We start from the raw sequence: 26,398 nt of genomic DNA, 5'->3' as shown, positions 1-26,398 counted from the left end.
ATGACCGTACGTATCCTGGCTGTGTGTGGCAATGGGCAAGGCAGCTCCATGATCATGAAGATGAAAGTGGACCAGTTTTTAACCCAGTCAAACATCGACCACACGGTGAACAGCTGCGCGGTGGGTGAATACAAAAGTGAACTCAACGGCGCGGACATCATCATCGCCTCTACCCATATCGCCGGCGAAATTAGCGTGTCGGGCAATAAATATGTGGTGGGCGTGCGCAACATGCTTTCGCCTGCGGATTTCGGACCAAAACTGCTGGAAGTGATTAAAGAGCACTTCCCACAAGACGTGAAGTAAGGACGCCACATGAAACTACGTGATTCGCTGGCAGAGAATAATTCCATCCTTTTACAGGCTGAGGCCAGCACCTGGCAGGAAGCGGTGAAGCTGAGCGTGGATCTGCTGGTTAAGGCTGACGTTGTCGAGCCGCGTTACTACCAGGCCATTCTTGATGGCGTCGCGCAGCACGGCCCTTATTTTGTGATAGCGCCAGGGCTGGCAATGCCGCATGGGCGTCCTGAAGAGGGCGTGAAGAAAACCGGCTTCGCGCTGGTGACGCTGAAAACGCCGCTGGTGTTCAACCACGAAGATAACGACCCGGTCGACATCCTGATCACCATGGCCGCCGTGGATGCTAACACCCACCAGGAAGTGGGCATCATGCAGATCGTCAATCTGTTTGATGACGAAGCTAATTTCGACCGTTTACGCGCCTGCCGTACCGAGCAGGACGTGCTGGATTTAATTGATAACGCCACAGCGGCGGCAGTCTAAGAGGAATTGAACATGTCATTACCAATGTTGCAGGTTGCGCTGGATAACCAAACTCTGTCCCACGCTTACGAAACCACCCGCCTGATCGCGGAAGAAGTCGATATCATCGAAGTGGGCACCATTCTGTGTGTGGGCGAGGGCGTGCGCGCCGTTCGCGACCTGAAGGCGCTCTATCCGCATAAAATCGTGCTGGCAGATGCCAAAATTGCCGACGCAGGGAAAATCCTCTCCCGCATGTGCTTCGAAGCGAATGCTGACTGGGTCACCGTGATCTGCTGTGCGGATATCAACACCGCCAAGGGCGCGCTGGACGTGGCAAAAGAGTTTAACGGCGACGTGCAGATTGAGTTGACCGGCTTCTGGACCTGGGAGCAGGCGCAGGAGTGGCGCGATGCGGGCATTCAGCAGGTGGTGTACCACCGCAGCCGCGACGCGCAGGCCGCAGGCGTGGCGTGGGGCGAAGCGGATATCAGCGCGATCAAACGTCTGGCGGATATGGGCTTCAAAGTCACCGTCACCGGCGGTCTGGCGCTGGAAGATCTGCCGCTGTTCAAGGGCATTCCGATTCACGTCTTTATTGCCGGTCGCAGCATTCGTGATGCGGCGTCTCCGGTGGAAGCGGCGCGTCAGTTCAAACGCTCAATCGCTCAGCTTTGGGGCTAAGGAGCGGGTATGTTGTCAAAACAGGTCCCGCTTGGCATCTATGAAAAGGCACTCCCTGCGGGGGAGTGCTGGCTGGAGCGGTTACAGCTGGCAAAACAGCTGGGCTTCGATTTTGTCGAAATGTCCGTGGATGAGACGGACGAGCGTCTCTCTCGCCTCGACTGGAGCCGCGAACAGCGCCTGGCGCTGGTGAGCGCCGTTGCTGAAACGGGCGTGCGCGTGCCGTCCATGTGCCTGAGTGCCCACCGTCGTTTTCCGCTCGGCAGCGAAGACGATGCCGTACGCGCGCAGGGGCTGGCGATCATGCGTAAAGCCATTCGCTTTGCGCAGGATGTCGGTATCCGCGTGATCCAGCTGGCGGGTTATGACGTTTACTATCAGGAAGCCAACGATGAAACGCGCCGTCGTTTCCGTGACGGCCTGAAAGAGAGCGTTGAGATGGCAAGCCGTGCACAGGTCACGCTGGCGATGGAGATCATGGACTACCCGTTGATGAACTCCATCAGCAAGGCGCTGGGCTACGCGCACTATCTGAATAACCCGTGGTTCCAGCTTTATCCCGATATCGGCAACCTGTCGGCATGGGATAACGACGTGCAGATGGAGCTGCAGGCAGGCATGGGGCATATCGTGGCGGTGCACGTCAAAGATACCCGTCCTGGCGTGTTTAAAAACGTACCGTTCGGCACCGGGGTGGTGGATTTTGAACGGTGCTTCGAAACGCTCAAAGAGACAGGCTATTGCGGGCCTTACCTGATTGAGATGTGGAGCGAGACGTCGGACAACCCGGCAGCGGAAGTGGCGAAGGCGCGGGACTGGGTGCGCGAACGTATGGCGCGGGCAGGGTTGCTGGAGGCTGAACATGCTTAAGCTTAAACAGCAGGTCTTTGAAGCCAACATGGATCTGCCGCGCTATAGCCTGGTCACCTTCACCTGGGGCAACGTAAGCGCTATCGACCGCGAGCAGGGGCTGATCGTGATTAAGCCGAGCGGCGTGGCGTATGACACCATGAAAGCAGACGATATGGTGGTGGTGGATCTCGACGGAAACGTCGTGGAGGGAAAATGGCGTCCCTCTTCAGATACCGCAACCCATCTGGCGCTGTACCGGCGTTATCCGTCCCTTGGCGGCGTGGTGCATACCCACTCCACGCACGCGACGGCCTGGGCACAGGCGGGGCTGCCCATCCCGGCGCTGGGCACGACCCACGCGGACTACTTCTTTGGCGACATCCCCTGCACGCGGGCATTAACGCAGGATGAAGTGGAAGGGGAGTACGAGCTCAACACCGGTAAGGTGATTATCGATACGCTGGGAGAATGTGAGCCGCTGCATACGCCGGGTATTGTGGTCTATCAGCACGGTCCGTTCGCCTGGGGAAAAGATGCCCACGACGCCGTTCATAATGCGGTCGTCATGGAGGAAGTGGCACGCATGGCGTGGATTGCCCGCGGCATCAACCCACAGCTTCAGGGCATTGATGATTACCTGATGAATAAGCATTTCATGCGCAAGCACGGCCCGAATGCCTACTACGGGCAGAAGTGAATAAGCGCTCTGGAATACCGAAAAACAGTTGTAACCGGTGGTATTCCGGGGCCATTCACAAAAAAAAGCCCCCGGGCAGGGGGCAACGTCAACTATGGCTATGTTCTCGTTGTTGGCTTTCCTGGTGCTAGCGTTAAAGCGTTATCGGTAAATATCTGCACTGGCGTGCATGTTGCCGTTGCTGCCGGGCTCACGGGTTAACATCACGTGGTAATAGGTTGCGCCCTGCGCATCGGTTTCTTCATTAAGGGCCTGATCTGCTTCACTTTCCGTGGCGAAATTATGATTGATGTAAATGACGCCCAAGCTTTGCACATCATCCATGTTTCTGGCCTGTCGGCTATCTATCTTGATGGCTGCCATCGCGTTTGCACTGAGCAAAAGCGCCGCCATTATGGCTAATGCGATTTTTTTCATGATATGCGCTCCACGACTACGTGCTGCGAGAGGGGGGATGCTCCTTCTTTAATTCAGGTGATCTCTGATTAAAGTGTAATCACTCATCCGGCGGGGATGCGTGACCATTTCTGATGCAGTTGTTCAAAAAAACAACGCTTCCGGGTGTGACCAATTTTAAATCACCCACTTAGACCCGCTTCGCGCTTTGTGCGAATTATTTGTGCAATCAGCTTGAGTTTCCAGGGGCGCACAAGTATTATGACGCGTCAATTTTTCAGCCGACCTTTAACACGTTCCTTGCCTCCCCGGGCCTCGGCTGACCCAGACAGGAGGCTGAATAATCCGTAAGGAGCAATTCGATGCGTCATTACGAAATCGTTTTTATGGTCCATCCTGACCAGAGCGAACAGGTTCCGGGTATGATCGAGCGTTACTCTGCTGCCATCACTGGTGCAGAAGGTACGATCCACCGTCTGGAAGACTGGGGCCGCCGTCAGCTGGCTTACCCGATCAACAAACTGCACAAAGCACACTACGTTCTGATGAACGTTGAAGCGCCGCAGGAAGTGATCGATGAGCTGGAAACTACCTTCCGCTTCAACGATGCCGTTATCCGCAGCATGGTTATGCGTACCAAAAACGCAGTTACCGAAGCATCTCCGATGGTTAAAGCGAAAGACGAGCGCCGTGAGCGTCGCGATGATTTCGCAAACGAAACCGCAGATGATTCTGATGCTGGGGATTCTGAAGAGTAATTTCTGATGACCAACCGTCTGGCGTTGTCCGGCATCGTATGCAGGGCTCCCCTTCGAAAGGTCAGTCCATCAGGAATTCCGCATTGCCAGTTCGTGCTTGAGCATCGTTCTGTGCAAGAGGAAGCCGGGTTTCACCGGCAGGCGTGGTGCCAAATGCCCGTTATTATTAGCGGACACGAAAACCAGGCCATTACTCACAGTTTAACGGTCGGTAGCGCAGTAATCGTTCAGGGGTTCATCTCTTGCCACAAGGCAAAGAACGGCCTGAGCAAAATGGTTCTGCATGCCGAGCAGATTGATTTGATAGATTCTGGAGACTAGCCATATGGCACGTTATTTCCGTCGTCGCAAGTTCTGCCGTTTCACCGCGGAAGGCGTTCAAGAGATCGACTATAAAGATATCGCAACGCTGAAAAACTACATCACCGAAAGCGGTAAGATTGTCCCAAGCCGTATCACCGGTACTCGTGCAAAATACCAGCGTCAGCTGGCTCGCGCTATCAAACGCGCTCGCTACCTGTCCCTGCTGCCGTACACTGATCGTCATCAGTAATCGGGCACGGTCCATTAATACGACTTTAAGAGGATAAGGTAATGCAAGTTATTCTGCTTGATAAAGTAGCAAACCTGGGCAGCCTGGGTGATCAGGTTAACGTTAAAGCGGGTTACGCACGTAACTTCCTGGTTCCACAGGGTAAAGCTGTTCCAGCTACCAAGAAAAACGTAGAGTTTTTCGAAGCACGTCGCGCTGAACTGGAAGCCAAACTGGCTGACGTTCTGGCGGCTGCTAACGCTCGCGCTGAAGCAATCAACGCACTGGGCACCGTTACCATCGCGTCTAAATCTGGCGACGAAGGTAAACTGTTCGGTTCCATCGGTACCCGCGATATCGCTGATGCAGTATCTGCTGCAGGCGTTAAAGTGGCTAAGAGCGAAGTTCGTCTGCCGAACGGCGTTCTGCGTACCACTGGTGAGCACGAAGTTGACTTCCAGGTTCACAGCGAAGTGTTCGCTAAACTGGTTGTTAACGTTGTAGCTGAGTAATTTTTTACTCTGCTCACGTTGAAACGCCGGCCTTGTGCCGGCGTTTTGCGTTTTAGAGATCCGGGCTCTTAACGCGCCCTGATAAAACTGCCGTCTGGCTGGCGGGTAAACAGTACCTGTTGTCCACTTCCCGTATCAATCGTTAACCCTGTCACCACCCCGCTGGCATTCTGGCGAATCTGTACCATCTGACCATTCTGCAGGTTACTGAGCGGTTTACCCGCACCTTCCACCTTCGCCATGGCATACACGTCGGTTGGCGGCAGGTTGTGGTCGCGGAACAGCTGTGCCAGGGTTTTGCCCGGCTCTACGCGATAGGAGCGCCACTGTTGCTCAATGCCGGTGGGCTGCTGCGTCTGAGGCTGAGACGGGGTGGCGGCTTGATCCTGCGGCTGTTCATCCTGAATGGGCTCTGGCTCAACCGGCGCAACCTGACCCGGATCGTTAGACGGGGAGACGAGCTGCGTCTGCATCGGCTGTGCGTCAGGCTGCGGCCGCGTCTGCGACTGAATGTCCAGTTGGGCATTGCGGGTGACGGGTGCGGTATCGACATCATCGCCCCCGGAAGGAAGCAGGAAGCCCACAATCACCATCAGCGCACCAATGATGATCCCTCTGCGATGCAGAGGAGGCAGCGGGTCCATGATGCGAAAATTGTCCGGCGCCTGCCAGATTTTCGCCAGGGTAGGTTTCAGTTCAAATCGCCCGGGCATGGCACTCCTCCTGCTCCGCGTATTTTTTATCCTGTGCCCCGAAGTATAGTTTGCTAACTGCCTGAACGGCGTAGTAAACCCGACATCCGTGACATCAGTTCGGGATTAATCCTGGTTCTCTCTATTGTTTCTGTTTCGTCGCGGTTTGTCACCTTAACTTCAGACAAAGTTTTACCCATAAGGGCATGGCTGATATGCTGCCCGCTACTTTAAATGTGATGGAAGGAAAACCCATGACCACCCCGACTTTTGACACTATCGAAGCGCAGGCAAGTTACGGTATCGGCTTGCAGGTAGGACAGCAGCTGAGCGAATCCGGCCTGGAAGGTCTGTTACCAGAAGCGCTGGTGGCGGGTATCGCTGACGCGCTGGAAGGCAAACAGCCTGCCGTTCCGGTTGACGTCGTGCACCGTGCGCTGCGTGAAATCCACGAACGTGCTGACGCCGTGCGTCGTGCGCGCTTTGAAGAGATGGCCGCCGAAGGTGTGAAATATCTGGAAGAGAACCGCGAGCGTGAAGGCGTGAACAGCACCGAGTCTGGTCTGCAGTTCCGCGTGATCAATCAGGGCGACGGCGCAATCCCGGCGCGTACCGACCACGTTCGCGTGCACTACACCGGTAAGCTGATCGACGGTTCCGTGTTCGACAGCTCCGTGGCGCGCGGCGAACCGGCTGAGTTCCCGGTAAATGGCGTTATCGCAGGCTGGATCGAAGCCCTGACCCTGATGCCAGTGGGTTCCAAATGGGAACTGACTATCCCGCACAACCTGGCCTACGGCGAGCGCGGCGCTGGCGCGTCCATCCCGCCATTCAGCACCCTGGTCTTTGAAGTCGAGCTGCTGGAAATTCTGTAATCGAATTTTCTTATTTCCTCTCCCCGGTTGGGGAGAGGAAAATAGTGTAAAAACCTATAGTTACGGTGCTATCAACATTTTATCTTGCAAACGAAACTGTTGCGTGTATTTTTGTGAGCTGTTTCGCGCTGTATGAGTGATATGACACTCACTTTCAACATATTATTAACATAATATCTAAATCATAGTATTCATCCCGCCGATTCTTACCTAATATCGATTAGCCCTTACAAGGGAACGTCATCTTTTGACGTATTTAAAGGCCAGAAGAGCCTTAACAACACAGACAGGCATAAACAGGAAAATATCACATGGTAGATCAGGTCAAAGTCGTCGCCGACGAAGAGGCGTCGTCCGAACAGTCGCTACGGCGCAATCTCACAAACCGTCATATTCAGCTCATTGCGATTGGGGGTGCCATCGGTACCGGGCTGTTTATGGGGTCAGGCAAAACCATCAGTCTCGCCGGACCGTCAATCATATTCGTTTATATGATTATCGGTTTTATGCTGTTCTTCGTGATGCGTGCAATGGGTGAACTGCTGCTCTCGAACCTTGAATACAAATCCTTCAGCGACTTCGCTTCAGACCTGCTCGGGCCATGGGCGGGCTATTTTACCGGCTGGACCTACTGGTTCTGCTGGGTCGTCACCGGTATGGCGGACGTCGTGGCGATTACCGCCTATGCGCAGTTCTGGTTCCCGGGGCTGTCGGACTGGGTGGCCTCGCTGGCGGTTATTGTGCTGCTGCTGAGCCTGAACCTCGCCACCGTCAAAATGTTCGGTGAGATGGAGTTCTGGTTTGCGATGATCAAAATCGTGGCCATTGTTGGGCTCATCGTGGTGGGCCTGGTAATGGTGCTTACCCACTTCCAGTCACCAACCGGCGTTCAGGCGTCGTTTACCCATCTGTGGAATGACGGCGGCTGGTTCCCGAAAGGCATCAGCGGCTTCTTTGCTGGTTTCCAGATTGCGGTGTTCGCGTTTGTGGGGATTGAGCTTGTCGGAACGACCGCTGCGGAAACCAAAGATCCGGAGAAGTCCCTGCCGCGCGCCATCAACTCCATTCCGGTGCGTATCATCATGTTCTACGTCTTCGCGCTGGTCATCATTATGTCCGTGACGCCGTGGAGCTCCGTGGTACCTACCAAGAGCCCGTTCGTCGAGCTGTTCGTGCTGGTAGGCCTGCCTGCTGCCGCGAGCCTGATTAACTTCGTGGTGCTGACCTCTGCTGCCTCGTCTGCCAACAGCGGCGTATTCTCCACCAGCCGTATGCTGTTTGGTCTGGCGCAGGAAGGCGTGGCGCCGAGCGCGTTCGCCAAGCTCTCTAAGCGTGCGGTACCGGCAAAAGGGTTGACCTTCTCCTGCATGTGCCTGCTGGGCGGTGTGGTGATGCTCTACGTGAACCCAAGCGTGATTGGCGCGTTCACCATGATCACCACGGTCTCTGCGATCCTGTTTATGTTCGTCTGGACCATCATCCTCTGTTCATACCTGGTGTACCGCAAGCAGCGTCCACACCTGCATGAAAAATCGATCTACAAGATGCCGCTGGGCAAGCTAATGTGCTGGGTGTGCATGGCGTTCTTCGTCTTCGTGCTGGTTCTGCTGACGCTGGAAGATGATACCCGCCAGGCACTCATCGTCACGCCGCTGTGGTTTATCGCGCTGGGGCTGGGCTGGGTGTTTATCGGTAAGAAACGGATGGCAGGCGTAAGGTAAAAGTAAAACGGCAACGTCAGTTGCCGTTTTTAGTTTTTGCACCCTCTCCCACAGGGAGAGGGCTGGGGTGAGGGCATCAGGCCGCAGCGGCCTTTTTTATTCCCCCGCTAAAGCCCGCGGGAACAGAACGTTGTTCTCAAGACTGATGTGTTCCATCAGGTCGTCGATCGTTTCGTTAATACCGTTGTACATCGCTTTCCACGTTGTGCACGCTTCTGGCGGCGGCGTGACGTTGTGGGTGGTGTGTTTGATCACTTCCAGCAGTTCACCCGCGTCATCGTGCTCGCTTTCCATCACGCTGATGGGTCCCATCGCCTGGCTTCCCATTCCCTGTTTAATCATCGGGAAGAGGATCTGCTCTTCTTTCATCATGTGGCTGGAAAGCTCTTCGTGCAGCAGGGTCAGGTACTTTGCCAGACCGCGCGGTACCGAAGGTTTGTCGGCATGGACGCGCTCGACTTTGGTCGCCTGCAGGATCAGCTCCGGCAGCTGTTCACGGTGACGGTCATGGTATCGCACGAGGATATGGTCGATGATTTCCGCGAGCGGGGCGGTTCGCCAGTCTTTGTCGACGGGCTGCTCGGCCAGCAGCGCCAGCTCTGCTTCAATCACCTCAACGTCCAGCTCTTTGCGTGAAGCCGCACGCGCCAGGGTTTGCTTACCGCCGCAGCAGTAATCCATATCGTATTTACGGAACAGCGCAGAAGCGCGAGGAATGGAGAGCGCCAGCTCGCCAAGAGGTTGGTCGCGAAAGGCCATAGCAGTTACCTCGTCATTAATAATATAAGGTGCATATTAAATGCATCTTTAAACCGACGCTATAACCCTTTAGAGGGACGGGTAAAAGTGAGATGTGGATCACAAAAAAATATCCGATTTAACTCTCTGAATGGGTTCAGGAAAGTGGTTTCGAAACTTTTTAAAGGTGGAGAAACAGTAAACAACCCGCTGCGCCTGCCGATATATCCACGTCAGACAAACCTGCATATAACAAAGGCAACGCATGTTTAAACGTATAAAAGTCATTACCCTTTTGATTTCGGTGCTGCTCGTGCTCGGCATCATGCAAGTGATTTCCGCCGGTATCTTTATCAACGCCCTGAACAACGATAAAGACAACTTCACCGTGGCGCAGCTCTCCAGCAAGAACGTGGCGGAGTTTACCGATGCGTGGATCAGTCTGAACCAGGCGCGCGTCACCCTGAACCGCGGGATGCTGCGCCTGCAAAGCAGCATGGCCTCTCAAATTAACGGCGGTCAGTTGAATGAGCTGGTGACCACGGCGAAAAATCTGCTGACTGAAGCGCAGGTTCATTACGATAAATACTATGCCTTGCCGAATACGCCAGGCCTGGATGAGAACCTGACGAATCGCCTTGAGGAGCAGTACCGTCATTACTCTACAACGCTGACCCAAATGAACGTTCTGCTGAGCCAGGGCAATCTGGAAGATATGTTCAAGCAGAATGCCGAACAAAAACAAAACGCGATGCAGGCGGTTTATCGTGAATGGCGTGAAGCGCAGGCTGCGCTCACCGATAAAGGCATTCAGGATAACGAAAGTGATTACAAGCACATCCTGTGGCTCCTCTCTGCGGTCATGCTGCTGGTGATTGTAGTGATTATCTCCAGCTGGATTGCTATGCGCCGCGTGCTGCTGCTGCCGCTGGAAGAGGTGATTAACCATATTCGCGCCATTGCGGCAGGGGATTTAACCCAGCCGATTCAGGCTGACGGTAAAAATGAGATGGCCATCCTGGCGCGCAACGTTCAGGAGATGCAAACCTCACTGGCGAACACGGTGGGCGTGGTGCGTGAAGGCGCAGATACGATTTACACCGGTGCAGGCGAAATCTCTGCGGGCAGTAACGATCTCTCTTCCCGTACCGAGCAGCAGGCCGCTTCTCTTGAAGAAACGGCAGCTAGCATGGAACAGCTGACAGCAACCGTGAAGCAGAACGCCGATAACGCGCGTCAGGCGTCCCGTCTGGCGCTGGACGCCTCCTCAACGGCGAAGAAGGGCGGTAACGTGGTTGAAGGCGTCGTACGTACGATGGATGAGATCGCCACCAGTTCCAGCAAAATCGCGCAAATTACTAACGTGATCGACGGTATTGCCTTCCAGACGAACATTCTGGCGTTGAACGCGGCGGTAGAAGCGGCGCGCGCGGGCGAGCAGGGCCGCGGTTTTGCGGTGGTGGCAGGGGAAGTGCGTACCCTCGCACAGCGCAGCGCTCAGGCGGCGAAAGAGATCAAAGCGCTTATTGATGATTCCGGTGAGCGCGTGAACGCGGGCTCTCAGCTGGTTAACGAAGCCGGGGCCACGATGGCCGAGATCGTTAATGCGGTTACCCGCGTCACCGACATTATGGGCGAAATTGCCTCGGCCTCTGACGAGCAGAGCCGCGGTATCGACCAGGTGGGCCAGGCGGTAGCCGAGATGGACCGCGTGACCCAGCAGAACGCCTCGCTGGTGGAGGAGTCTGCGGCCGCGGCGGCGGCGCTGGAAGATCAGGCTGCACGCCTGAACGAAGCGGTAGCGGTGTTCAAAATCACCCGCAATCAGGCGGTTAAAGCGGCACCGGTGAAAACCTATGTGCCAAAAGCGCAGCCCGTAGCGACGGTGCCTGAAGCGAACTGGGAAACGTTTTAACATCATGCCGGGTGGCGCTGCGCTGACCCGGCCTACAAAACCGTTCCATGTAGGCCGGGTAAGGCGTAGTCGCCACCCGGCAAAATCACATCTCCGACGCCGGAATAACCCGCGGTTTTTCCGGCTTCGCTCTCACCGCCATCACCACCCCCACGACCAACAGCACGATCCCGCAGGCCGTGAATAACGGCGGCACGCTCTGGCGCATCAGGAAGGTATAAAGCAGTCCGGCCAGGGTTTCGAAGACAATCAGCGGCCCTAAGATCACCGTCGGCAGCTTCTGGCTGGCAATGTTCCAGCACAGCGCGCCCACCCATGAACACAGCACCGCAATCGCCACCATCAGGCCGATAAACACCCACGGTCTTGGCCCGAAGGGCTGGGTGAAGTCCGGCTGCTGATGGCCCAGCCAGAGGCATGCGCCGAGATACCCCACGACGGATACGGGCAGCGTGACCAGCGCCTGCGCCGTTGCCCACATCATCGGATGCTTGTCCGGGTTCTCCCGCAGCCAGCGCGCATTGCGCAGGGCATACCATGCCCAGCACGCCACGGAAATGAACGCCAGCAGAATGCCAGAACCGTAACGCCACAGGTCAACATCCGCCTGCCCATGACGCAGCTCGGCAATATTGACGCATATCAGCCCCAGGGCGGTGCAGATCAGCGCCGGTACCATTTTTGACCACGCCAGTTTGCCATCGCGGTGGCTGTAGAGCAGGTTAGCAAAGACGGGGATGACGACCGGCAGCGTGCCGATAATCATGGTCGATACCGGCGCACCGGTACGCTGAATGGCACTCGCGAGGCAAACGTAATAGATGAGATTGCCCATCATGGTCAGCGCCAGCGCGGTCCCCCAGTCCTGACGGCTGAGCTGACGCAAGCGCGCCCGTCCCAGCCACGCCAGGGGCAGGGCAATCAGCCCCAGCGCCAGATAACGGCCGGTCGACTGCAGTATTGCCGGATACTCGGGTACGATCAGCGGGCCGACAAAAATCAGCCCCCACATCATCCCGGCCAGCAGGGCATACAACACTCCACTAATCATTTTTCCATCCACAGGTATTTACGCTGTTCTCAGTGTAGGCGGGGCAAATGCGCGCGTATTGTATGAGGTTGCGCATTAGCGCCGGGTGACCTGCTTCTGGTAGCGCACGGGGGTAATGCCGTAGCGGTGGGTAAACGCGCGGGTCAGATGCGACTGATCGGTCAGCCCGGTTGCGGCGGCGACCTCTGCCGCGGGCATGCCGTGCGTGAGGAACGCTTTGGCGCGCCAGAGGCGAATGGCCATCAGCATCTGATGTGGCGTCACGTGAAAATGGGCTTTGAACTGGCGCTGGAAATGATATGGGCTGAGTGAAACGACGCTGGCGAGCTCGTCCAGCGTCAGAGCGCGCATATAGTTGTCGTGCAGATACTCGCGTACCCGTTCAAAGCGGTGCGCGCCTTCCTGAACCCGCGGCGCGTGATGAGCAAACGGCTGGAAGGTCTCAATCAGATCCAGCAGTAATCCTTTTTGCGCAAGCGGATCGTCCGTGTGCCACAAGCCGTAAATGAGCCTGCCGATTTGCTGCGAGCGCAGCGGGTCATGACGCGTTACGTCGCTAAACCACCAGTGTCGGAGGCCGGTAACCTCTTCCAGCAGGTCGGGTTCGATATAGACCATCCGGTAGCGCCAGCCGCCCTCGGTGGCGGATTCGCCGGTATGGATCTCGTCCGGGTTCATGGTAACGACGGATTTTTCCGCCGCGAGATGCTGGGTACCGCGATAGCGAAAGCGTTCGGCACCGGTTTCAATCGTGCCGATCCCGAAGGCTTCATGGGTGTGAGGCTCAAAGGCGTAGTCAGAAATATGGGCATGATAAAGCTCCAGGCCCGGCAGCTGCGCCAGATGGCGAAAGCGCGCGCTATCTCTTTCATCATTAAACTGTTCCGGTACGCCTTGCACGGTGAGCCTCCTCGCGGTCATCTATTTTATTATCAGAGATGACCGGCGTTTATGCACTAAACATCTTTGCCCGGACCGTCTTACGATAATCCCCCGGTGACACCGTGGTTTTATGCTTAAACTGGCGGTTAAAGTGCGCAATATCCTGATATCCAACCGCATTGGCGATCTCCTGAATGCTCAGATTGGTGGATTGCAGCATCGTCATGGCGGATTCAATTCTGGCGGTTAATAAATACTGCAGGGGGGACATGTCGGTGGCATTTTTAAAGCGACGGTTGAAGTTGCGCAAACTCATGCCAGCCATATCGGCAAGATTTTGCATGGATATATCTGAGGCGCAGTTGGCTTTTATCCAGATTTGAATTTGAACAATATCTTCATCCGGATGCGGTTTGTTTTCTTCACTGTAACACTGGCGATCGAACTGACTTCGAATTTCATGGAAAAAGGTCCGCTGGGTATGTGTGGCTACACGTTTCCCGTATATCGTTTCGATGAAATGGATGGTCAGATCTGAGAGGGCTTTGACGCTGGCGGCACAGTAAATATTATCGGCCTGCGTGAGAAAATGTTTGGTTTGTAATTTTACGTTGGGGTAGTCGCGCGAGAACTGTTTGAAGTAGTGCCAGTGGGTGGTGGCAGGTTTCCCGTTGAGCAATCCCGACTCCGCCAGGAAACAGCAGCCCGTTCCGACGGCCGCGATGCGGGTCCCTCGCGCCGCCTGTTCGCTAAGCCATGCCAGGAGTTCAGGCTGTTGTCTGACCACCGCGCGAGGATTGCGCCACAGGGCGGGAAGATAGATAACGTCATAGTGCCTGTCTGCGGCAAGGGTGGTATCGGCGGTAATGCTGAAGCCACTGTGCGTCAGGATGGGCTCGTTATTTATGCCAATAGTATGAACTTTCAGTATATTCTCCGGACGACAGAGCCTGAATGAAGACGTCTCCGGTTTGTGCGTGTCTGCGTGGGATGTTGTTTTTTGCTCGGCTAAATAGCTACTGGCTGCGGCTTTCCACATTTCAATCGGAAGACTGAGACCGGAACTTAGCATGCGTTCACATAACACAAATCCTATTTGTGTAATTGTCATTTTTGATTAATACCTGTTTTGACTATTATTTTTGGTAGCTCATCGTTGTCCTGGCCAAAAAAGTCAGCATTTTGGCTGGATTTTCATATTAGCTTTTGTTGGTAATTTGTAAACTAATATCTGAAATTATCGCACTTACTTAACAAAATAAATCCACGACCACTACAGGATGAATTATGGCGAAATTACCCGTAATAACGGCTTTTGGCGGCTATGGTCCAGCTGGTCGTAGTTCTTCACATCATGCATTTCGTCGAATGATTATTGAGTCATTATCGGAAGATGAAAGGCAAGCGACGTTATTATCGTTAGCCATTCTGATGGGCGTGCTTAAATATGATGAGGGCGGATATTGCGACATTTCCGGTAAAAGATTTACACCTTCTCAGGCTGCCGCGAAGATAAAAGACGAGGCGCTTGAGGGAACCCTTATCCGAAAAATTACGCGCGACTATTTTGATGTCGATGCTATCGTCAGCCATGCAAAATTGAATATGGTTTCAGGCGAAGAGGGATTCAGTTTTAATATATCTTCCAGACAATTACCTCAACCCTTACCGGCGGGATGGCACGTTGAAGAATTAGCGGATCAGCGTGTGCGTATTACCGTTAAGGGAGAGATGGACTGTAAAATTGAGGCATTGTTGCGCACGGAGGTTCAGGCTGCAGGTTTGCTGCCGCAGGGATTCCGCCCGGGTGACCATTACAGTTCGCAGTTCCATCCGCGGGCGCTACAAATGGCGATTGTCGGAGCGTCAGACGCCATCAACGCCCTGGGGATCCCGTGGCGAGAGATACAGGCCAACATCACGCCGGATCAGCTCGGGGTCTATTCGGGCAATATCATGGGACAGCTCGACGATTATGGCTTTGGCGGTATGCTGCAGTCGCGCCTGAAAGGGCATCGCGTCAGCGCCAAACAGTGTCCGCTGGGCCTGAACAGCATGTGCGCCGATTTCCTCAATGCGTATGTGCTGGGTAGCGTCGGTCATACCAGCGCCACGCTGGGGGCATGCGCCACGTTTCTGTATAACCTGAATGCGGCAGTTGAAGATATTAAAGCGGGGCGCATTCGCGTTGCCGTTGTGGGCAGCGCCGAAGCGCCGGTCACCTCAGAGGTGATTGAAGGATTCGATGCCATGGGCGCCCTGGCAACGGAGAGCAAGCTTAAGCATATTGATGAAACGGATACGGCCGACTGGCGCAACAGCAGCCGCCCGTTTGGCAACAGCTGCGGTTTTGTGATCGCAGAATCCAGCCAGTACGTCGTGTTAATGGACGACGAGCTGGCGCTGCAGCTTGGGGCAGAGATCCACGGTTCGGTGGGGAATGTCTTCATCAACGCTGACGGCTTTAAGCGTTCTATCGCGTCACCGGGGCCGGGGAACTACATCACCATGGCGAAAGCGGTAGCCTCAGCGGTATCGATGGCGGGGATAGAGACGGTGCAGAAGGGATCGTTTATTCAGGCGCACGGTTCAAGCACGCCGAAGAATTGCGTCTCCGAGGCGGATATTTTTGACCGCGTTGCGCAAGCCTTTTCGATTCGCGACTGGCCGGTGACGGCAGTGAAATCGTATCTTGGTCACTCCCTGGGGCCCGCCAGCGGCGACCAGCTCATCAGCTGCCTCGGCGTCTTCCGCTATGGTATTTTGCCAGGAATTAAAAGCGTGTCGCACATTGCGCCACAGGTGAACAACGCACGCTTAACCATACCTGTTCAGGACTGCAAATTAGAGGAAGGCCAGGGGCAGATTGCCTTTATAAATTCAAAAGGCTTTGGCGGTAATAATGCCACGGGGGTGGTTTACTCGCCAAAGCTTACCCATCAATGGTTGCGCAAACGCTATGGGGAAGCGGTGTTTGCGGAGTATCAGCAGCGTAACCGCCAGGTGCGACGTCAGGCTAACGCGTATGATGAGGCGGCTTCGCAGGGTGAACTCAATGTCATTTATCTGTTTGGCCAGCAGGGGATAAATGAGGAAGATATTAAGATTGATATGAATGGCATCACCATTCCTGGATTTGAAAAACCGATTACATACGCGACGGATAAAGAATACCCGGATTTTTAATCGTTATATCTGATTTTATTTTTAATAAATAAAGGTGCTTGTATTTTCTCAGGCGCCTTACCTTTGTGCACCACTAAACAGGAGAAAAAAAGTGGCTAATCTCAGTGCAATACTGATTGCCTTTGGCTGGAGCGGTATTGTCGTCGGCATAATGATGGGCGGGTTAATGGGGATGTATGCTTTTAAGGGACCCTTTCGCGCACCCAAAGGACATGAAAACTATACCGATTTAAATCGCAGAATGTTAAGGCTGGCACATATTGCCTTTATTATGCTGCCGTTAATATCCATGCTCTATGGCATGTGTATTGATGACCTCGCCGTGTCTTATACCTATAAATATTATGCCGTTATTTGCATGATGATACTTTCGGTGGGGATTCCGGTTCTGCTGATTGCATCGTGTTTTTATCTGCCATTTAAATATGTGCAAGTTATACCGTTTAGCTGTGGAATGTATGCGTTAGTTGTAATGGCAATTGGCAGGGTTTCCGCCCTGTAAACTATCACCTACCTGAGAAATAAAAATGAAAACGTTACTGAATACCCGCCAGCTGGGTCGGGACGCTATTGTCGCGACCGTAGATAAGCACGTTTATACCGAAAACCGCGCCTTTGCCAACAGGCTTATTGACCGGATTGAATCCCATCCGCTGATGCGCAGCCCTATTTTGGCAAAAATGAACAGCGGCGAAGTTGATATTCAACAGATGCGCGTATTCCATCTGGAATTTTATCACGCGTTTGCGCAAGTCTTTACCGATGCCGTTATTGAAGCGTTAAGCGCGGCGAAACAGCTGGAAGCGCCGCTGGGCGCGCAGGCGAAAATGGCGGCCCGTTTTCTGCTGCAAATCAACCTATTGGATGAACTGGGCTTCCACCCTGGCGAAGACGCCGAGGGCAATTACAACGGCCAGCCCGCGCTGGCGCACTACGTGCAGTTCTTTACGACCATCCAGCAGCTGGGGATGACGGAACACGAGGTGAAATCCTGGCTGCCGATGTCCAGCTCTCTGGCCTGCCGCGCAACCTTCGAGAATGCCTATGGCGACTATACCCAGCTGGTGGGTTTGCTGGCCGTGGCCGAGACCGTCTTCCATGACTTCGCCACGCCGTGGGCAAAAGGTGTTGATAAAGCAACGGATATTGACGTCACGAAGGGCTATCACAGCATCCATGTAGAAAGCGAAACGGGAGAGTCCATTGAAGATGGTCACTCCGAAGATGCATGGATCCTGTTCTGCCAGGCGCTGACGGAAGACCGCTACGCCGAGATGGAACAGCGCGTCGATCTGTGGCTGAAGGTCTGGAACGACTTCTGTAACGATCTGCTGGCTGGCCGCGCCGGAAAATAATCTTTTCACCCTCATTACATTTGAAAATATAGAGCGAATTATGATGCCGTCTCATCAGTTGTTTAACAGGGGATATCATTCCTTCAACCAGCTTTTGCCCGAACTTGCTGTTCAACAGACTACTCAGACGGCATTTGAATTCGTCCGCAGCGCCAGTGAAATTCACAGCCAAAGCTATGACCAGCTACACCAGCGCGCCGCGTCGCTTGCAGAGGCTTTAATGCAGTACGGGCAGCGGGGCGACAGGGTCATATTGCTTTATCCGGATGGTGAAGATTTTATTGGCGCTTTTTTTGGCTGTCTTTACGCCGGCAGGGTGGCGGTTCCCGTCCCGATGCCCGCAAAATCGTCAGGAAGCGCGTGGGAGCGTTTTGCCGGCGTATTACATAATGCGCAAACGGACTGTATTGTTACGACAGCCAGGGGGGCAGAAACGCTAGGCCAGCTATCACTTCCGTTATCCCCGCTTATTTTTACCTTCGACAAACCCGACACGTCCGCGCTTCCTGCGGGTTATCGTCTGCATCATCTTGAACGCACCTTCTCCGGGGCATTTCACCCCGTTCCGGTGGCAGACAACGATCTGGCTTTTTTACAGTACACCTCGGGTTCGACGGGCTCCCCGAAAGGCGTGATGGTGACCCATGGCAACCTGTGGGCTAACTCACATGCTATTCACCGCTTTTTCGGCCACCACAGCGAAAGCCGGGGCATGATCTGGCTGCCGCATTTTCATGATATGGGGCTTATTGGCGGGCTACTGCAGCCCGTGTTCGGCGCCTTCCCCTGTCGGGTGATGTCGCCCATGATGTTAATGAAAAACCCCCTTAACTGGCTCAAACAGATTTCCGACTATCAGGCCACGACCTCCGGCGGCCCTAATTTCGCCTACGAGCTGTGCGTGCGTAAGATTGGCCGAGAGCAGGTTGAGGCACTGGATCTTTCGCGCTGGGATGTGGCCTTTTGCGGCGCAGAGCCGATTCGGCCCGCCACGCTAGCGCAGTTTAGCGAACACTTTGCGCCTGCAGGGTTCCGGCCCGGCGCGTTCCTGCCCTGCTACGGCATGGCGGAAACCACGCTCATCGTCACCGGAATGGACAAAGGGCAGGGGCTCCGCGTGTCGTACGAGGCCGGTGCGGTGAGCTGCGGGCAGGCTCTGACTGATACCGAGGTGCGTATTGTCGATCCTGACCACCATCAGCCGCTTGCTGACGGTGAGAGCGGAGAAATATGGCTGCGTGGTCCGAGCGTTGCCGCCGGATACTGGGCCAATGATGCCGCCACGCGCGAAACCTTCCGGGCGTCTCTGGCAGGCGATCCGCACCCGTGGCTGCGCAGCGGCGATATGGGTTTTCTCCAGTCCGGCCATTTGTACGTCACCGGACGGCTCAAAGAGCTGCTGATTATCAACGGCCAGAACCACTACCCGACGGATATTGAAGAGACGATCCGCCAGTCCGCTCCCGCGCTGGTGGAAGCGACGGTCTGCGTGTTTGCCAGTGAAGACGAGCGCCCGGTAGCGCTGCTTGAGCTGATGACGCGCCATAAAAATGATCTCGATATGGCGACGCTGGCGCCGTCCGTGACCGCGGCGGTGGCGGAGCGCCACGGCATTACGCTGGATGAACTGCTCCTTGTCGAACGAAGGGCAATCCCCCGCACCACCAGCGGGAAATTACAGCGCACCCGCGCGAAGATGATGTATCAGCAGGGGACCCTGGACGTGTCCTGGCGCAGCCGCCAGGACGCGTCGAAACCGGTTGAACACGCGGGGGAAACCTCTCCCGCGCTGGCGGCGCTGATTGCCGGGATAATTGGCAATACGCTGAACACGACGATCGGCGAATCCCGGTGGGATGACGCGTTTACCGGCTTTGGCTTGAGCTCTTTGCAGGCGGTGGGCGTCATTGGCGAACTTGAACAGCGGCTGGGCCGCGAGCTCTCTCCCGCGCTGATTTACGACTATCCCACCATCAATCAGCTGGCGGTCGCGCTGGGAGAACCGGCTGCGGTCCGGCCGGTTAGCGCCGCCGTCGCGGAAAGCGCCATTGCGGTGATTGGTATCGGCGTGGAGCTGCCGGGGCATAGCGGCGTGGAGGCGCTGTGGTCGCTGCTGCAGCAGGGCCACAGCACGACCGGCGAGATCCCGGCGCAGCGCTGGCGTACCTCGTCCCTTGACGGCTTTAACCGTAAAGGCAGTTTCTTTGACGAGGTTGACGCCTTCGACGCAGGCTACTTCGGCATCTCTCCCCGCGAAGCCGTCTATATCGATCCGCAGCATCGTCTGCTGTTAGAAACCGTTCAACAGGCGTTCACCGATGCCGGCCTTAAGGCATCCTCCCTGCGCGGGAGCGATACGGCGGTTTATGTCGGGATCAGCGCCAGCGACTATGCCCTGGCCTGCGGCGATAACGTCTCGGCCTACAGCGGCTTAGGCAACGCGCACAGCATCGCGGCCAACCGAATTTCTTATCTTTATGATTTAAAAGGGCCAAGCGTCGCTGTCGACACGGCATGCTCTTCCTCGCTGGTGGCGATAGAGGGGGCAATGCAAAGCCTGCGGGCCGGACGGAGTTCTCTGGCCATTGCCGGAGGCGTTAATCTGGCGCTGACGCCGCATTTGCAAAAAGTCTTCACCGATGCCCAGATGCTGGCCCCCGACGGCCGGTGTAAAACCTTTGACGCCCGCGCCGATGGCTACGTTCGTGGCGAAGGGTGTGGCGTCGTGGTGCTCAAGCCGCTTTCGCAGGCGCTGGCGGATGGCGATCGGGTCTATGCCACGCTGGTGGCGAGCGCCGTGAACCAGGACGGCCGCAGCAACGGCATTACCGCGCCAAATGGCCCATCGCAGCAGGCGGTCATCCGGCAGGCAATGGCGGATGCCGGAGTGGACAGCGACAGCATTGACTATATCGAAGCGCACGGGACGGGAACGGCGCTGGGCGATCTGATTGAATATCAGGCGCTGGAAGCGGTATTTGCGGACCGGAAAAAAAACGCACCTGTTCAGGTGGGGTCGATTAAAACCAACATTGGCCACCTGGAGGCGGCGGCGGGCGTGCTGGGCGTGGTGAAAACGTCTCTGATGTTGCACTACCGACAATACGTGCCGCACCTCAACTTCCAGCATAAAAACCCGCATATTGCGGCGATTAGCCGTCATGTTGAGGTAAGCGGTGCGCAGCCTGCCTCATGGCATGCCGATGGTGATGCACGCTACGCGGGCGTAAGCAGCTTTGGCTTCGGCGGTACCAACGGTCACGTGATTTTGCGCAGCGCGCCAGCGGTGGAAAAACGGCAGGAGCCTGCTGCGCCCCACGGCCTGCTTCTGATCGGTTCACATGATGAAGGGGCGTTTACCCTTCAGCGGGAGGCGGTCAAAAAAGGGTTATCGACATGTCAGGATAGCGATATCGCCACCTGGTGTCGGCTGGTGAACACCCGCTACGACGCGGCCCGCTATCGCGGCGTGGCGTATGGCGCGGACCGCGCCCAACTGGCGGACAGCCTTGCGCAGCTCACGGCCTGCAAAGCAGGTAAAGCCCAGCCTCAGGTCTGGCTCTTCCCGGGGCAGGGCACCCAGCAAATCGGCATGGGGGCCGAGCTGTATCACCATCTGCTGCACTATCGCACCCAGTTTGACGCGCTGGCGACGACCATCCGGCAGCGTTATCAGATTGATATCACACAGGCGCTGTTTGCCCGTGACGATAGCTGGCAGCGCTGCGCCAGAACCTGTCAGCTCTCCTTATTTGCCTGTAGCTACGCGCTTGCTCAGAGCATGATGCAGTTTGGACCCCGTCCGGCAGCCGTGATGGGGCACAGCCTGGGAGAGTACTGCGCGGCGGTCATCGCAGGCTATCTCTCGCTCGACGACGGGCTGGCTATGGTTCATCAGCGCGCGCTGTTGATGTCAGCCCTGACGCAGGAAGGGGCGATGGCGGTTGTCTTCAGCGGTGAAGCCGAGGTGTGCCAGCTGATTTCACCCTGGGCGGGTGACATTGATATTGCCGCATTCAACACCCCGACGCTGACCACCATCGCAGGTAGCCAGACGGCGATTGACGCCTGTCTCCAGACCATTTCTGCTCAGGGTGGCCACGCCAGAAAAATTAAAACCGCCAGCGCATTTCACTCCTCGATGATGGATCCGATCCTCGGTGCCTGGCGTGAGTGGCTGGTCAACAACGTCACCTTCACCCGCGGGACGATCCCGTTTTACAGCAACCTGAACGGCGAGGTGTGCGACCAAACCGACGCCGACTACTGGACCCGGCAAATTCGCCAGCCCGTGCGTTTCCTTCAGGGCGTGCAAAACGTGCTTGCGCAGGGTGAGTTCACCTTTATCGATCTGAGCGCGGACAGTTCGCTGGGCAAATTTGTGACCGCCACCGACCGCCGTCACCGGGTGCTGGCCGCAGGCGATCGACGACATGAGTACAAATCACTGCTGACGCTGCTGGGAACGCTGTGGCAGCACGGGCACGACATCAACTGGAGCGGGCTGTACCACGCGACCACGCGGGAGGCGTTAAACCTGCCTGCCATCCAGTTCTGCCGCAAACGTTACTGGCTGGCGGATGAGACGCCAGCGCAGACCCCATCTGCAAAAGAGGACGCTATGTCAAATCAACACCATTTAGCCGCTGAAATAAAAGCGATTATTGCCGGTTTTCTTGAGGCGGATCCCGCCACGCTTGACGACGAACTGCCCTTCCTGGAAATGGGGGCGGACTCGCTGGTGCTGCTGGATGCCATCAATACCATTAAGGACCGCTACGGCGTGGCCATCCCGGTGCGGGCGCTGTTTGAAGAGCTCAATACGCTGGACGCGGTGATCGGTTATGTGGTGGAGCACGCGCAGCCAGCGGCGGCTGTTCCGCCGAGCGCGACCGAAACCGCCGAGCAGGCGGCGCAGCCTGTCGTAGCCATGCCGGAAACCAGCAAGCCGGTGCCTGGCGCGGTTCAGGATCTGATTGCCCGCCAGCTGGAGCTTATGTCCCAGCAGCTCACGCTGCTCAACGGCGCGGCGCAGACTCTCCCGATGCCCGTCGCGCCAACGATGTCGGATGTCATCGCGCCAGCGCCTATCGCGACCCCGGCTGCACCGGTGAAGGCCAGCGCGCACAGCAGCTGGTTTAAAAAAGAGACGAAAAAGGTCTCCCTGGGCACCGAGCGCGACCAGCATCTGGCGCAGCTCACCCAGCGGTTTGTCGATAAAACGGGCGGGTCGAAACGCAATGCCCAGCAGTACCGCGCCGTGCTGGCGGATAACCGGGCCTCTGCGGGCTTTCGTTTATCCACCAAGGAGATGCTTTACCCCTTAGTGGGGGAACGCTCTCAGGGCTCGCGCATCTGGGACGTTGATGGCAACGAGTATATTGATTTTACGATGGGGTTTGGCGCCAACCTGCTGGGGCATGCACCGGACTGCGTGCAGCAGGCCGTTGCCGACCAGCTGGCGCGGGGCATGCAGATCGGGCCGCAAAGCGCGCTGGCGGGCGAGGTGGCAACGCTTATCAGCGAGCTGACCGGCCAACAGCGGGTGGCATTTTGTAACTCCGGCTCTGAAGCGGTAATGAGCGCCGTGCGCCTGGCGCGCGCCGTGACGGGGAAAAATAAAGTCGCGCTGTTTAGCGGCTCATATCACGGCGTGTTTGACGGCATTCTGGGGCGGCAGCAGGGCGGAGAAACCCCCGAGCGCGCCACGCCGATTGCCGCAGGCACGCCGCCATCGCTGGTGGACGACCTGCTGGTGCTCGATTACGGCAGCGAAGAGAGCCTGGCGCTTATCGCCCGCTATGCCGCCGAGCTGGCGGTAGTGATCGTCGAACCGGTGCAGAGCCGTTATCCCGATCATCAGCCGCGCGAATACCTGCATACCCTCCGCGAGCTGACGACAACCCACAACATTGCGCTGATGTTTGACGAGGTGATCACCGGTTTCCGTCTGGCGGCCGGGGGCGCGCAGGCCTATTACGGCGTTCAGGCGGATATCGCCTCCTACGGAAAGATTGTCGGCGGCGGTATGCCGATCGGCGTGATTGCAGGCTCTGCCCGCTTTATGGACAGTATCGACGGCGGATTCTGGCAGTATGGCGATGACTCCTGGCCGCAGGCTGAACTGATCTTCTTTGCCGGTACCTTCTCCAAGCATCCGCTGACCATGGCGGCAAGCAAAGCCGTGCTGGAGTACATCAAAGCCCATCCGGCGCTGTATGACGACATCAACCAAAAAACCGCGCGTCTGACGATGTCGCTAAATAACTGGTTCTCTGCAACCGGTACGCCGATTGAGATCGTCTCTGCCGGCAGCCTGTTCCGTTTCAAATTCAACGGCAACTACGACATCCTCTTCCACCACCTGATGCTGCGCGGCATTTTCATCTGGGAAGGGCGTAACTGCTTTGTCTCGGTCGCGCACACGGACGAGGATATCGACCGCTTTATTGCGGCGGTAAAAGAGAGCGTTAACGCTATGCGCGTGGACGGCTTCTTTGGGCAGGCCGGATTGCGCCCCGACACGCGCTATGCCGTTGCAGACAGCCAGCAGCGTTTTCTGCAGCTGGCCGCGCGGGATGAAAGCGGGCGGTTGGCCGGGACGATCGGCGGCGTCATTGAAACGCCGCGCAACGTAGACAGCGAGATCATGCTTGCCGCCTGGCAACTGCTGTGCGAGCGCCATGACGCGCTGCGTATGCAGTTCACTGACGCAGGCGAACTTCAGGTGGCCCTGGCGCCCACCGTCGATATCAGCGAGGAATACGCAGCGCCTGCCGCCTGCCTCGCTGAGTTTGCCGCGCGTCCCTTTGACCTGACCGCCGCGCCGCTGGCCCGACTGCTGCTGGTCCGCCATGAGGGGAAAACCACGCTCGCCATCGCGGCACATCATTCGGTGGCGGACGGCTGGTCGTTCATGGTGATGCTGCGCGAGCTACTGCATCTTTACGATGCCCTGGCGTCGGGTAAACGTCCTGACCTGGCGGCTGCGGCAAGCTATCTGCAGGCAATCCGTGCGCAGAACATCGTCAGCGAGGCAGCGCTACCTGCGCGTCTTGCGGCGCTTCCTGCCCGCCGGGCAACGCCAGACGTCCTTACCGTAATGGCACCTTCCCGGACGTATCAGGGGCAGCGGTTGGTACAGCGCTTGTCGTATCCGGGCCTGACCGCGCAGCTGCGCAAAGCCTCCGCCGAGCTGCGGGTGACCCGCTTCGCGATGCTGAATGCGCTCTTTACCCTGACGCTTGAGAAGGCGGTCGGTCATTCCCCGGTGCCGGTCGGTGTGCCGGATGCCGGGAGGGATTTCGGGCAGGGCGATGCGCTTGTCGGCCAGTGCGTCAGGCTATTGCCGCTGTGTATCGACAGCGCCGCCTGTGCGTCGTTATCTGATGTCGCCAGGGCAATCCATGACGGCATCCTCGCGCAGCGCGACGAGCGCGCCCTGCCGTCACGCTGCTTCCACGGTCAGGATGCGCCGATTCCGCTGCTGGCGACCTTTAACGTCGAGCCGCATGCTCCGCTGGCAGAGCTGCGGCAGTGGGAGGCCAGCCTGTCGCTCCTCCCGATCGGCGCCGTCGAATTCCCGCTGATGGTTAACATTCTCGAGACGAAAGAGGGGCTGTCCGTCGAGCTGGATTACCAGATGCGCTATTTCACCGAGGCGAGCGCCCGTGCGTTGCTGGAGCACTTCCTCAAGGCGATCGCCGTGCTGGCCGAGCAGGGAGAAGAGGCTGCCGAAGCATTATTCTCGTCGTCAGAGGTACTGGCCGCATCATGAAAAAGCTGACGATTATCGTCCTCGCGGGCGCCGTGCTGGCGTTCGTGGTTAATCTGCTGATCGATGCCGGACTGTTTTATCAGGTGCAGGAGCGCGGCGGTGAACAGTGCCAAAAAATCACCGGCATTGAGGGCGCGGAAGATATCGCGCCCTTATCGGATGGCGGGGCAATAGCCAGCAGCCTCAACCGACACGGCAGCGCGCCCGGGGCGCTCTATTACCTCAACGGTAGCGACAGGCCGCAGCGATTAGCCGGTGACTATCCGGATGCCTTTTTCCCGCACGGTATCGATGTCTGGCAGCAGGAGGGCGAGACGTGGATCTACGTGGTGAACCACCGTCCCCAGGAGGACAGCATTGACGTGTTTCGCTTTAATCGCACGCAGATGCGTATTGAGTATCAACCCGCCCTGTCGCGCGCGGTCGGAAACAACATCAATGATATCAGCGTCATTGATAAAACCCGCTGGCTGCTGACGCGGGACCACCGGTGGACGGGCTTCGCGGGACGCGTGGAGGACTATCTGCGACTGCCGCTCTCCAGCGTCCTGCTGGCAGACGAGGCGGGGCTGCATACCCTGATCGATGACCTGCATTTTGCGAACGGCATTTACTACAACCGACAATTGGGGCGTCTGTACGTGGCGGAAACCACCCGCGGCGCGGTGAGCAGCTGGGCGTGGCAGCCGAATGAGGCTGCGCCCGTCCTGCTGGGGCGCTTCAGCGGTCTGCATGGCGTCGACAATATCCTGCCGGACGGGCAGGGAATGCTGGTGGCGGCGCACCCGCAGCTTCTGAAGCTGGCCGCCTATCAGAAAGATGCCCAGGCGCGTTCACCGTCCATGGTGTGGCGGCTGACAACCGGTGCACAGGGTGAAATCAGTCAGGCCACTATTTTCTATCAAAGCCACGGTGCGTCGCTGGCGGCAGTCAGCGTTGCCGCGCCCATGGGCGGAAAAGTGATGATGGGCAGCGTCTTTGACGACGGGCTGCTGCTGTGCGGGGAGCAATAA

At 56.8% G+C, this 26,398-nt stretch carries 23 protein-coding genes; 17 read left to right on the top strand and 6 right to left on the bottom strand.

What is annotated here, in order from left to right:
• The 5 genes from ulaB to P349_RS12520 are packed head-to-tail and all read left to right on the top strand — an operon-like array spanning position 1 to position 2,995.
• Positions 1-306 (top strand): PTS ascorbate transporter subunit IIB, encoded by a 306-nt coding sequence (ulaB, locus tag P349_RS12500; RefSeq protein WP_003856022.1) that lies wholly within the window; start codon positions 1-3, stop codon positions 304-306.
• Positions 307-315: 9 nt separating this feature from the next.
• A complete protein-coding gene (ulaC, locus tag P349_RS12505) occupies positions 316-783 on the top strand; it encodes a PTS ascorbate transporter subunit IIA (protein ID WP_024907321.1) in 468 nt (155 codons plus the stop codon).
• 12 nt (positions 784-795) lie between these two features.
• Positions 796-1,446 carry a 3-keto-L-gulonate-6-phosphate decarboxylase UlaD gene (ulaD, locus tag P349_RS12510; protein WP_008502901.1) on the top strand — a complete coding sequence of 217 codons (651 nt, stop codon included), beginning with the start codon at positions 796-798 and terminating at the stop codon, positions 1,444-1,446.
• A gap of 9 nt (positions 1,447-1,455) precedes the next feature.
• Complete coding sequence (locus tag P349_RS12515; RefSeq protein WP_032651370.1) at positions 1,456-2,316, top strand: L-ribulose-5-phosphate 3-epimerase; 861 nt, start codon at positions 1,456-1,458, stop codon at positions 2,314-2,316.
• Positions 2,309-2,995 (top strand): L-ribulose-5-phosphate 4-epimerase, encoded by a 687-nt coding sequence (locus P349_RS12520; RefSeq protein WP_024907319.1) that lies wholly within the window; start codon positions 2,309-2,311, stop codon positions 2,993-2,995. Before P349_RS12515 ends, P349_RS12520 begins: the two co-directional genes overlap by 8 nt.
• 141 nt (positions 2,996-3,136) lie before the next feature.
• Here P349_RS12520 and yjfY read toward each other — a convergent pair whose 3' ends face one another.
• Positions 3,137-3,412, bottom strand: a complete 276-nt coding sequence (gene yjfY / locus P349_RS12525) for a DUF1471 family protein YjfY (RefSeq protein WP_010427445.1) — start codon at positions 3,410-3,412, stop codon at positions 3,137-3,139.
• A gap of 341 nt (positions 3,413-3,753) precedes the next feature.
• Here yjfY and rpsF point away from each other — a divergent pair, with 341 nt between their 5' ends.
• Genes rpsF through rplI form a run of 4 tightly spaced genes read left to right on the top strand, consistent with a single transcriptional unit; the run spans position 3,754 to position 5,193 of the window.
• Entirely contained in the window at positions 3,754-4,149 is a 396-nt protein-coding gene (gene rpsF, locus P349_RS12530) for a 30S ribosomal protein S6 (protein ID WP_014068637.1), read from the top strand.
• A gap of 6 nt (positions 4,150-4,155) precedes the next feature.
• Positions 4,156-4,470 (top strand): primosomal replication protein N, encoded by a 315-nt coding sequence (gene priB, locus P349_RS12535; RefSeq protein WP_008502895.1) that lies wholly within the window; start codon positions 4,156-4,158, stop codon positions 4,468-4,470.
• Between the two features lie 4 nt (positions 4,471-4,474).
• Positions 4,475-4,702, top strand: a complete 228-nt coding sequence (gene rpsR / locus P349_RS12540; protein ID WP_000135199.1) for a 30S ribosomal protein S18 — start codon at positions 4,475-4,477, stop codon at positions 4,700-4,702.
• A 41-nt stretch (positions 4,703-4,743) separates the two neighbouring features.
• A complete protein-coding gene (gene rplI / locus P349_RS12545; protein ID WP_023310148.1) occupies positions 4,744-5,193 on the top strand; it encodes a 50S ribosomal protein L9 in 450 nt (149 codons plus the stop codon).
• Positions 5,194-5,261: 68 nt separating this feature from the next.
• Here rplI and P349_RS12550 read toward each other — a convergent pair whose 3' ends face one another.
• Positions 5,262-5,906, bottom strand: a complete 645-nt coding sequence (locus P349_RS12550; protein WP_024907317.1) for an OapA family protein — start codon at positions 5,904-5,906, stop codon at positions 5,262-5,264.
• A 233-nt stretch (positions 5,907-6,139) separates the two neighbouring features.
• Here P349_RS12550 and fklB point away from each other — a divergent pair, with 233 nt between their 5' ends.
• Together fklB and cycA are read left to right on the top strand one after the other, a co-directional pair.
• Positions 6,140-6,760 carry an FKBP-type peptidyl-prolyl cis-trans isomerase gene (fklB, locus tag P349_RS12555; RefSeq protein WP_032651374.1) on the top strand — a complete coding sequence of 207 codons (621 nt, stop codon included), beginning with the start codon at positions 6,140-6,142 and terminating at the stop codon, positions 6,758-6,760.
• Positions 6,761-7,071: 311 nt separating this feature from the next.
• Positions 7,072-8,481, top strand: a complete 1,410-nt coding sequence (gene cycA, locus P349_RS12560; protein ID WP_024907315.1) for a D-serine/D-alanine/glycine transporter — start codon at positions 7,072-7,074, stop codon at positions 8,479-8,481.
• Positions 8,482-8,577: 96 nt separating this feature from the next.
• Here the strand turns inward: cycA and ytfE are convergent, their stop codons facing one another.
• Entirely contained in the window at positions 8,578-9,240 is a 663-nt protein-coding gene (gene ytfE / locus P349_RS12565) for an iron-sulfur cluster repair protein YtfE (RefSeq protein WP_032651377.1), read from the bottom strand.
• Positions 9,241-9,484: 244 nt separating this feature from the next.
• Between ytfE and P349_RS12570 the strand changes: the two genes are divergently transcribed.
• Positions 9,485-11,134, top strand: coding sequence for a methyl-accepting chemotaxis protein (locus P349_RS12570; protein WP_032651379.1), 1,650 nt, complete (start codon positions 9,485-9,487; stop codon positions 11,132-11,134).
• An 85-nt stretch (positions 11,135-11,219) separates the two neighbouring features.
• On the opposite strand, the gene P349_RS12575 is transcribed toward P349_RS12570, so the two are convergent.
• The 3 genes from P349_RS12575 to P349_RS12585 form a co-directional block, all read right to left on the bottom strand.
• Entirely contained in the window at positions 11,220-12,185 is a 966-nt protein-coding gene (locus P349_RS12575) for a DMT family transporter (RefSeq protein ID WP_032651381.1), read from the bottom strand.
• 75 nt (positions 12,186-12,260) lie between these two features.
• Positions 12,261-13,085: an AraC family transcriptional regulator gene (locus P349_RS12580; protein ID WP_024907311.1), complete on the bottom strand. Its 825-nt coding sequence runs from the start codon at positions 13,083-13,085 to the stop codon at positions 12,261-12,263.
• Between the two features lie 49 nt (positions 13,086-13,134).
• Positions 13,135-14,178: a GlxA family transcriptional regulator gene (locus tag P349_RS12585; RefSeq protein WP_238550764.1), complete on the bottom strand. Its 1,044-nt coding sequence runs from the start codon at positions 14,176-14,178 to the stop codon at positions 13,135-13,137.
• A 176-nt stretch (positions 14,179-14,354) separates the two neighbouring features.
• Between P349_RS12585 and P349_RS12590 the strand changes: the two genes are divergently transcribed.
• The 5 genes from P349_RS12590 (at position 14,355) to P349_RS12610 (ending at position 26,398) form a co-directional block, all read left to right on the top strand.
• On the top strand, positions 14,355-16,253 hold the full coding sequence (locus P349_RS12590; protein WP_032651383.1) for a beta-ketoacyl synthase: 1,899 nt from the start codon (positions 14,355-14,357) through the stop codon (positions 16,251-16,253).
• A 91-nt stretch (positions 16,254-16,344) separates the two neighbouring features.
• Positions 16,345-16,755, top strand: coding sequence for a membrane protein (locus P349_RS12595; RefSeq protein WP_024907308.1), 411 nt, complete (start codon positions 16,345-16,347; stop codon positions 16,753-16,755).
• 25 nt (positions 16,756-16,780) lie between these two features.
• A complete protein-coding gene (locus P349_RS12600) occupies positions 16,781-17,608 on the top strand; it encodes a hypothetical protein (RefSeq protein ID WP_032651384.1) in 828 nt (275 codons plus the stop codon).
• A gap of 43 nt (positions 17,609-17,651) precedes the next feature.
• Positions 17,652-25,385 (top strand): type I polyketide synthase, encoded by a 7,734-nt coding sequence (locus tag P349_RS12605; RefSeq protein WP_050597498.1) that lies wholly within the window; start codon positions 17,652-17,654, stop codon positions 25,383-25,385.
• Positions 25,382-26,398 (top strand): arylesterase, encoded by a 1,017-nt coding sequence (locus tag P349_RS12610; protein ID WP_032651388.1) that lies wholly within the window; start codon positions 25,382-25,384, stop codon positions 26,396-26,398. Before P349_RS12605 ends, P349_RS12610 begins: the two co-directional genes overlap by 4 nt.

Source organism: Enterobacter sp. DC4 (assembly GCF_000568095.1).
Taxonomy (GTDB): domain Bacteria; phylum Pseudomonadota; class Gammaproteobacteria; order Enterobacterales; family Enterobacteriaceae; genus Enterobacter; species Enterobacter pseudoroggenkampii.
This window is presented reverse-complemented; position numbering and strand designations above follow the sequence as displayed.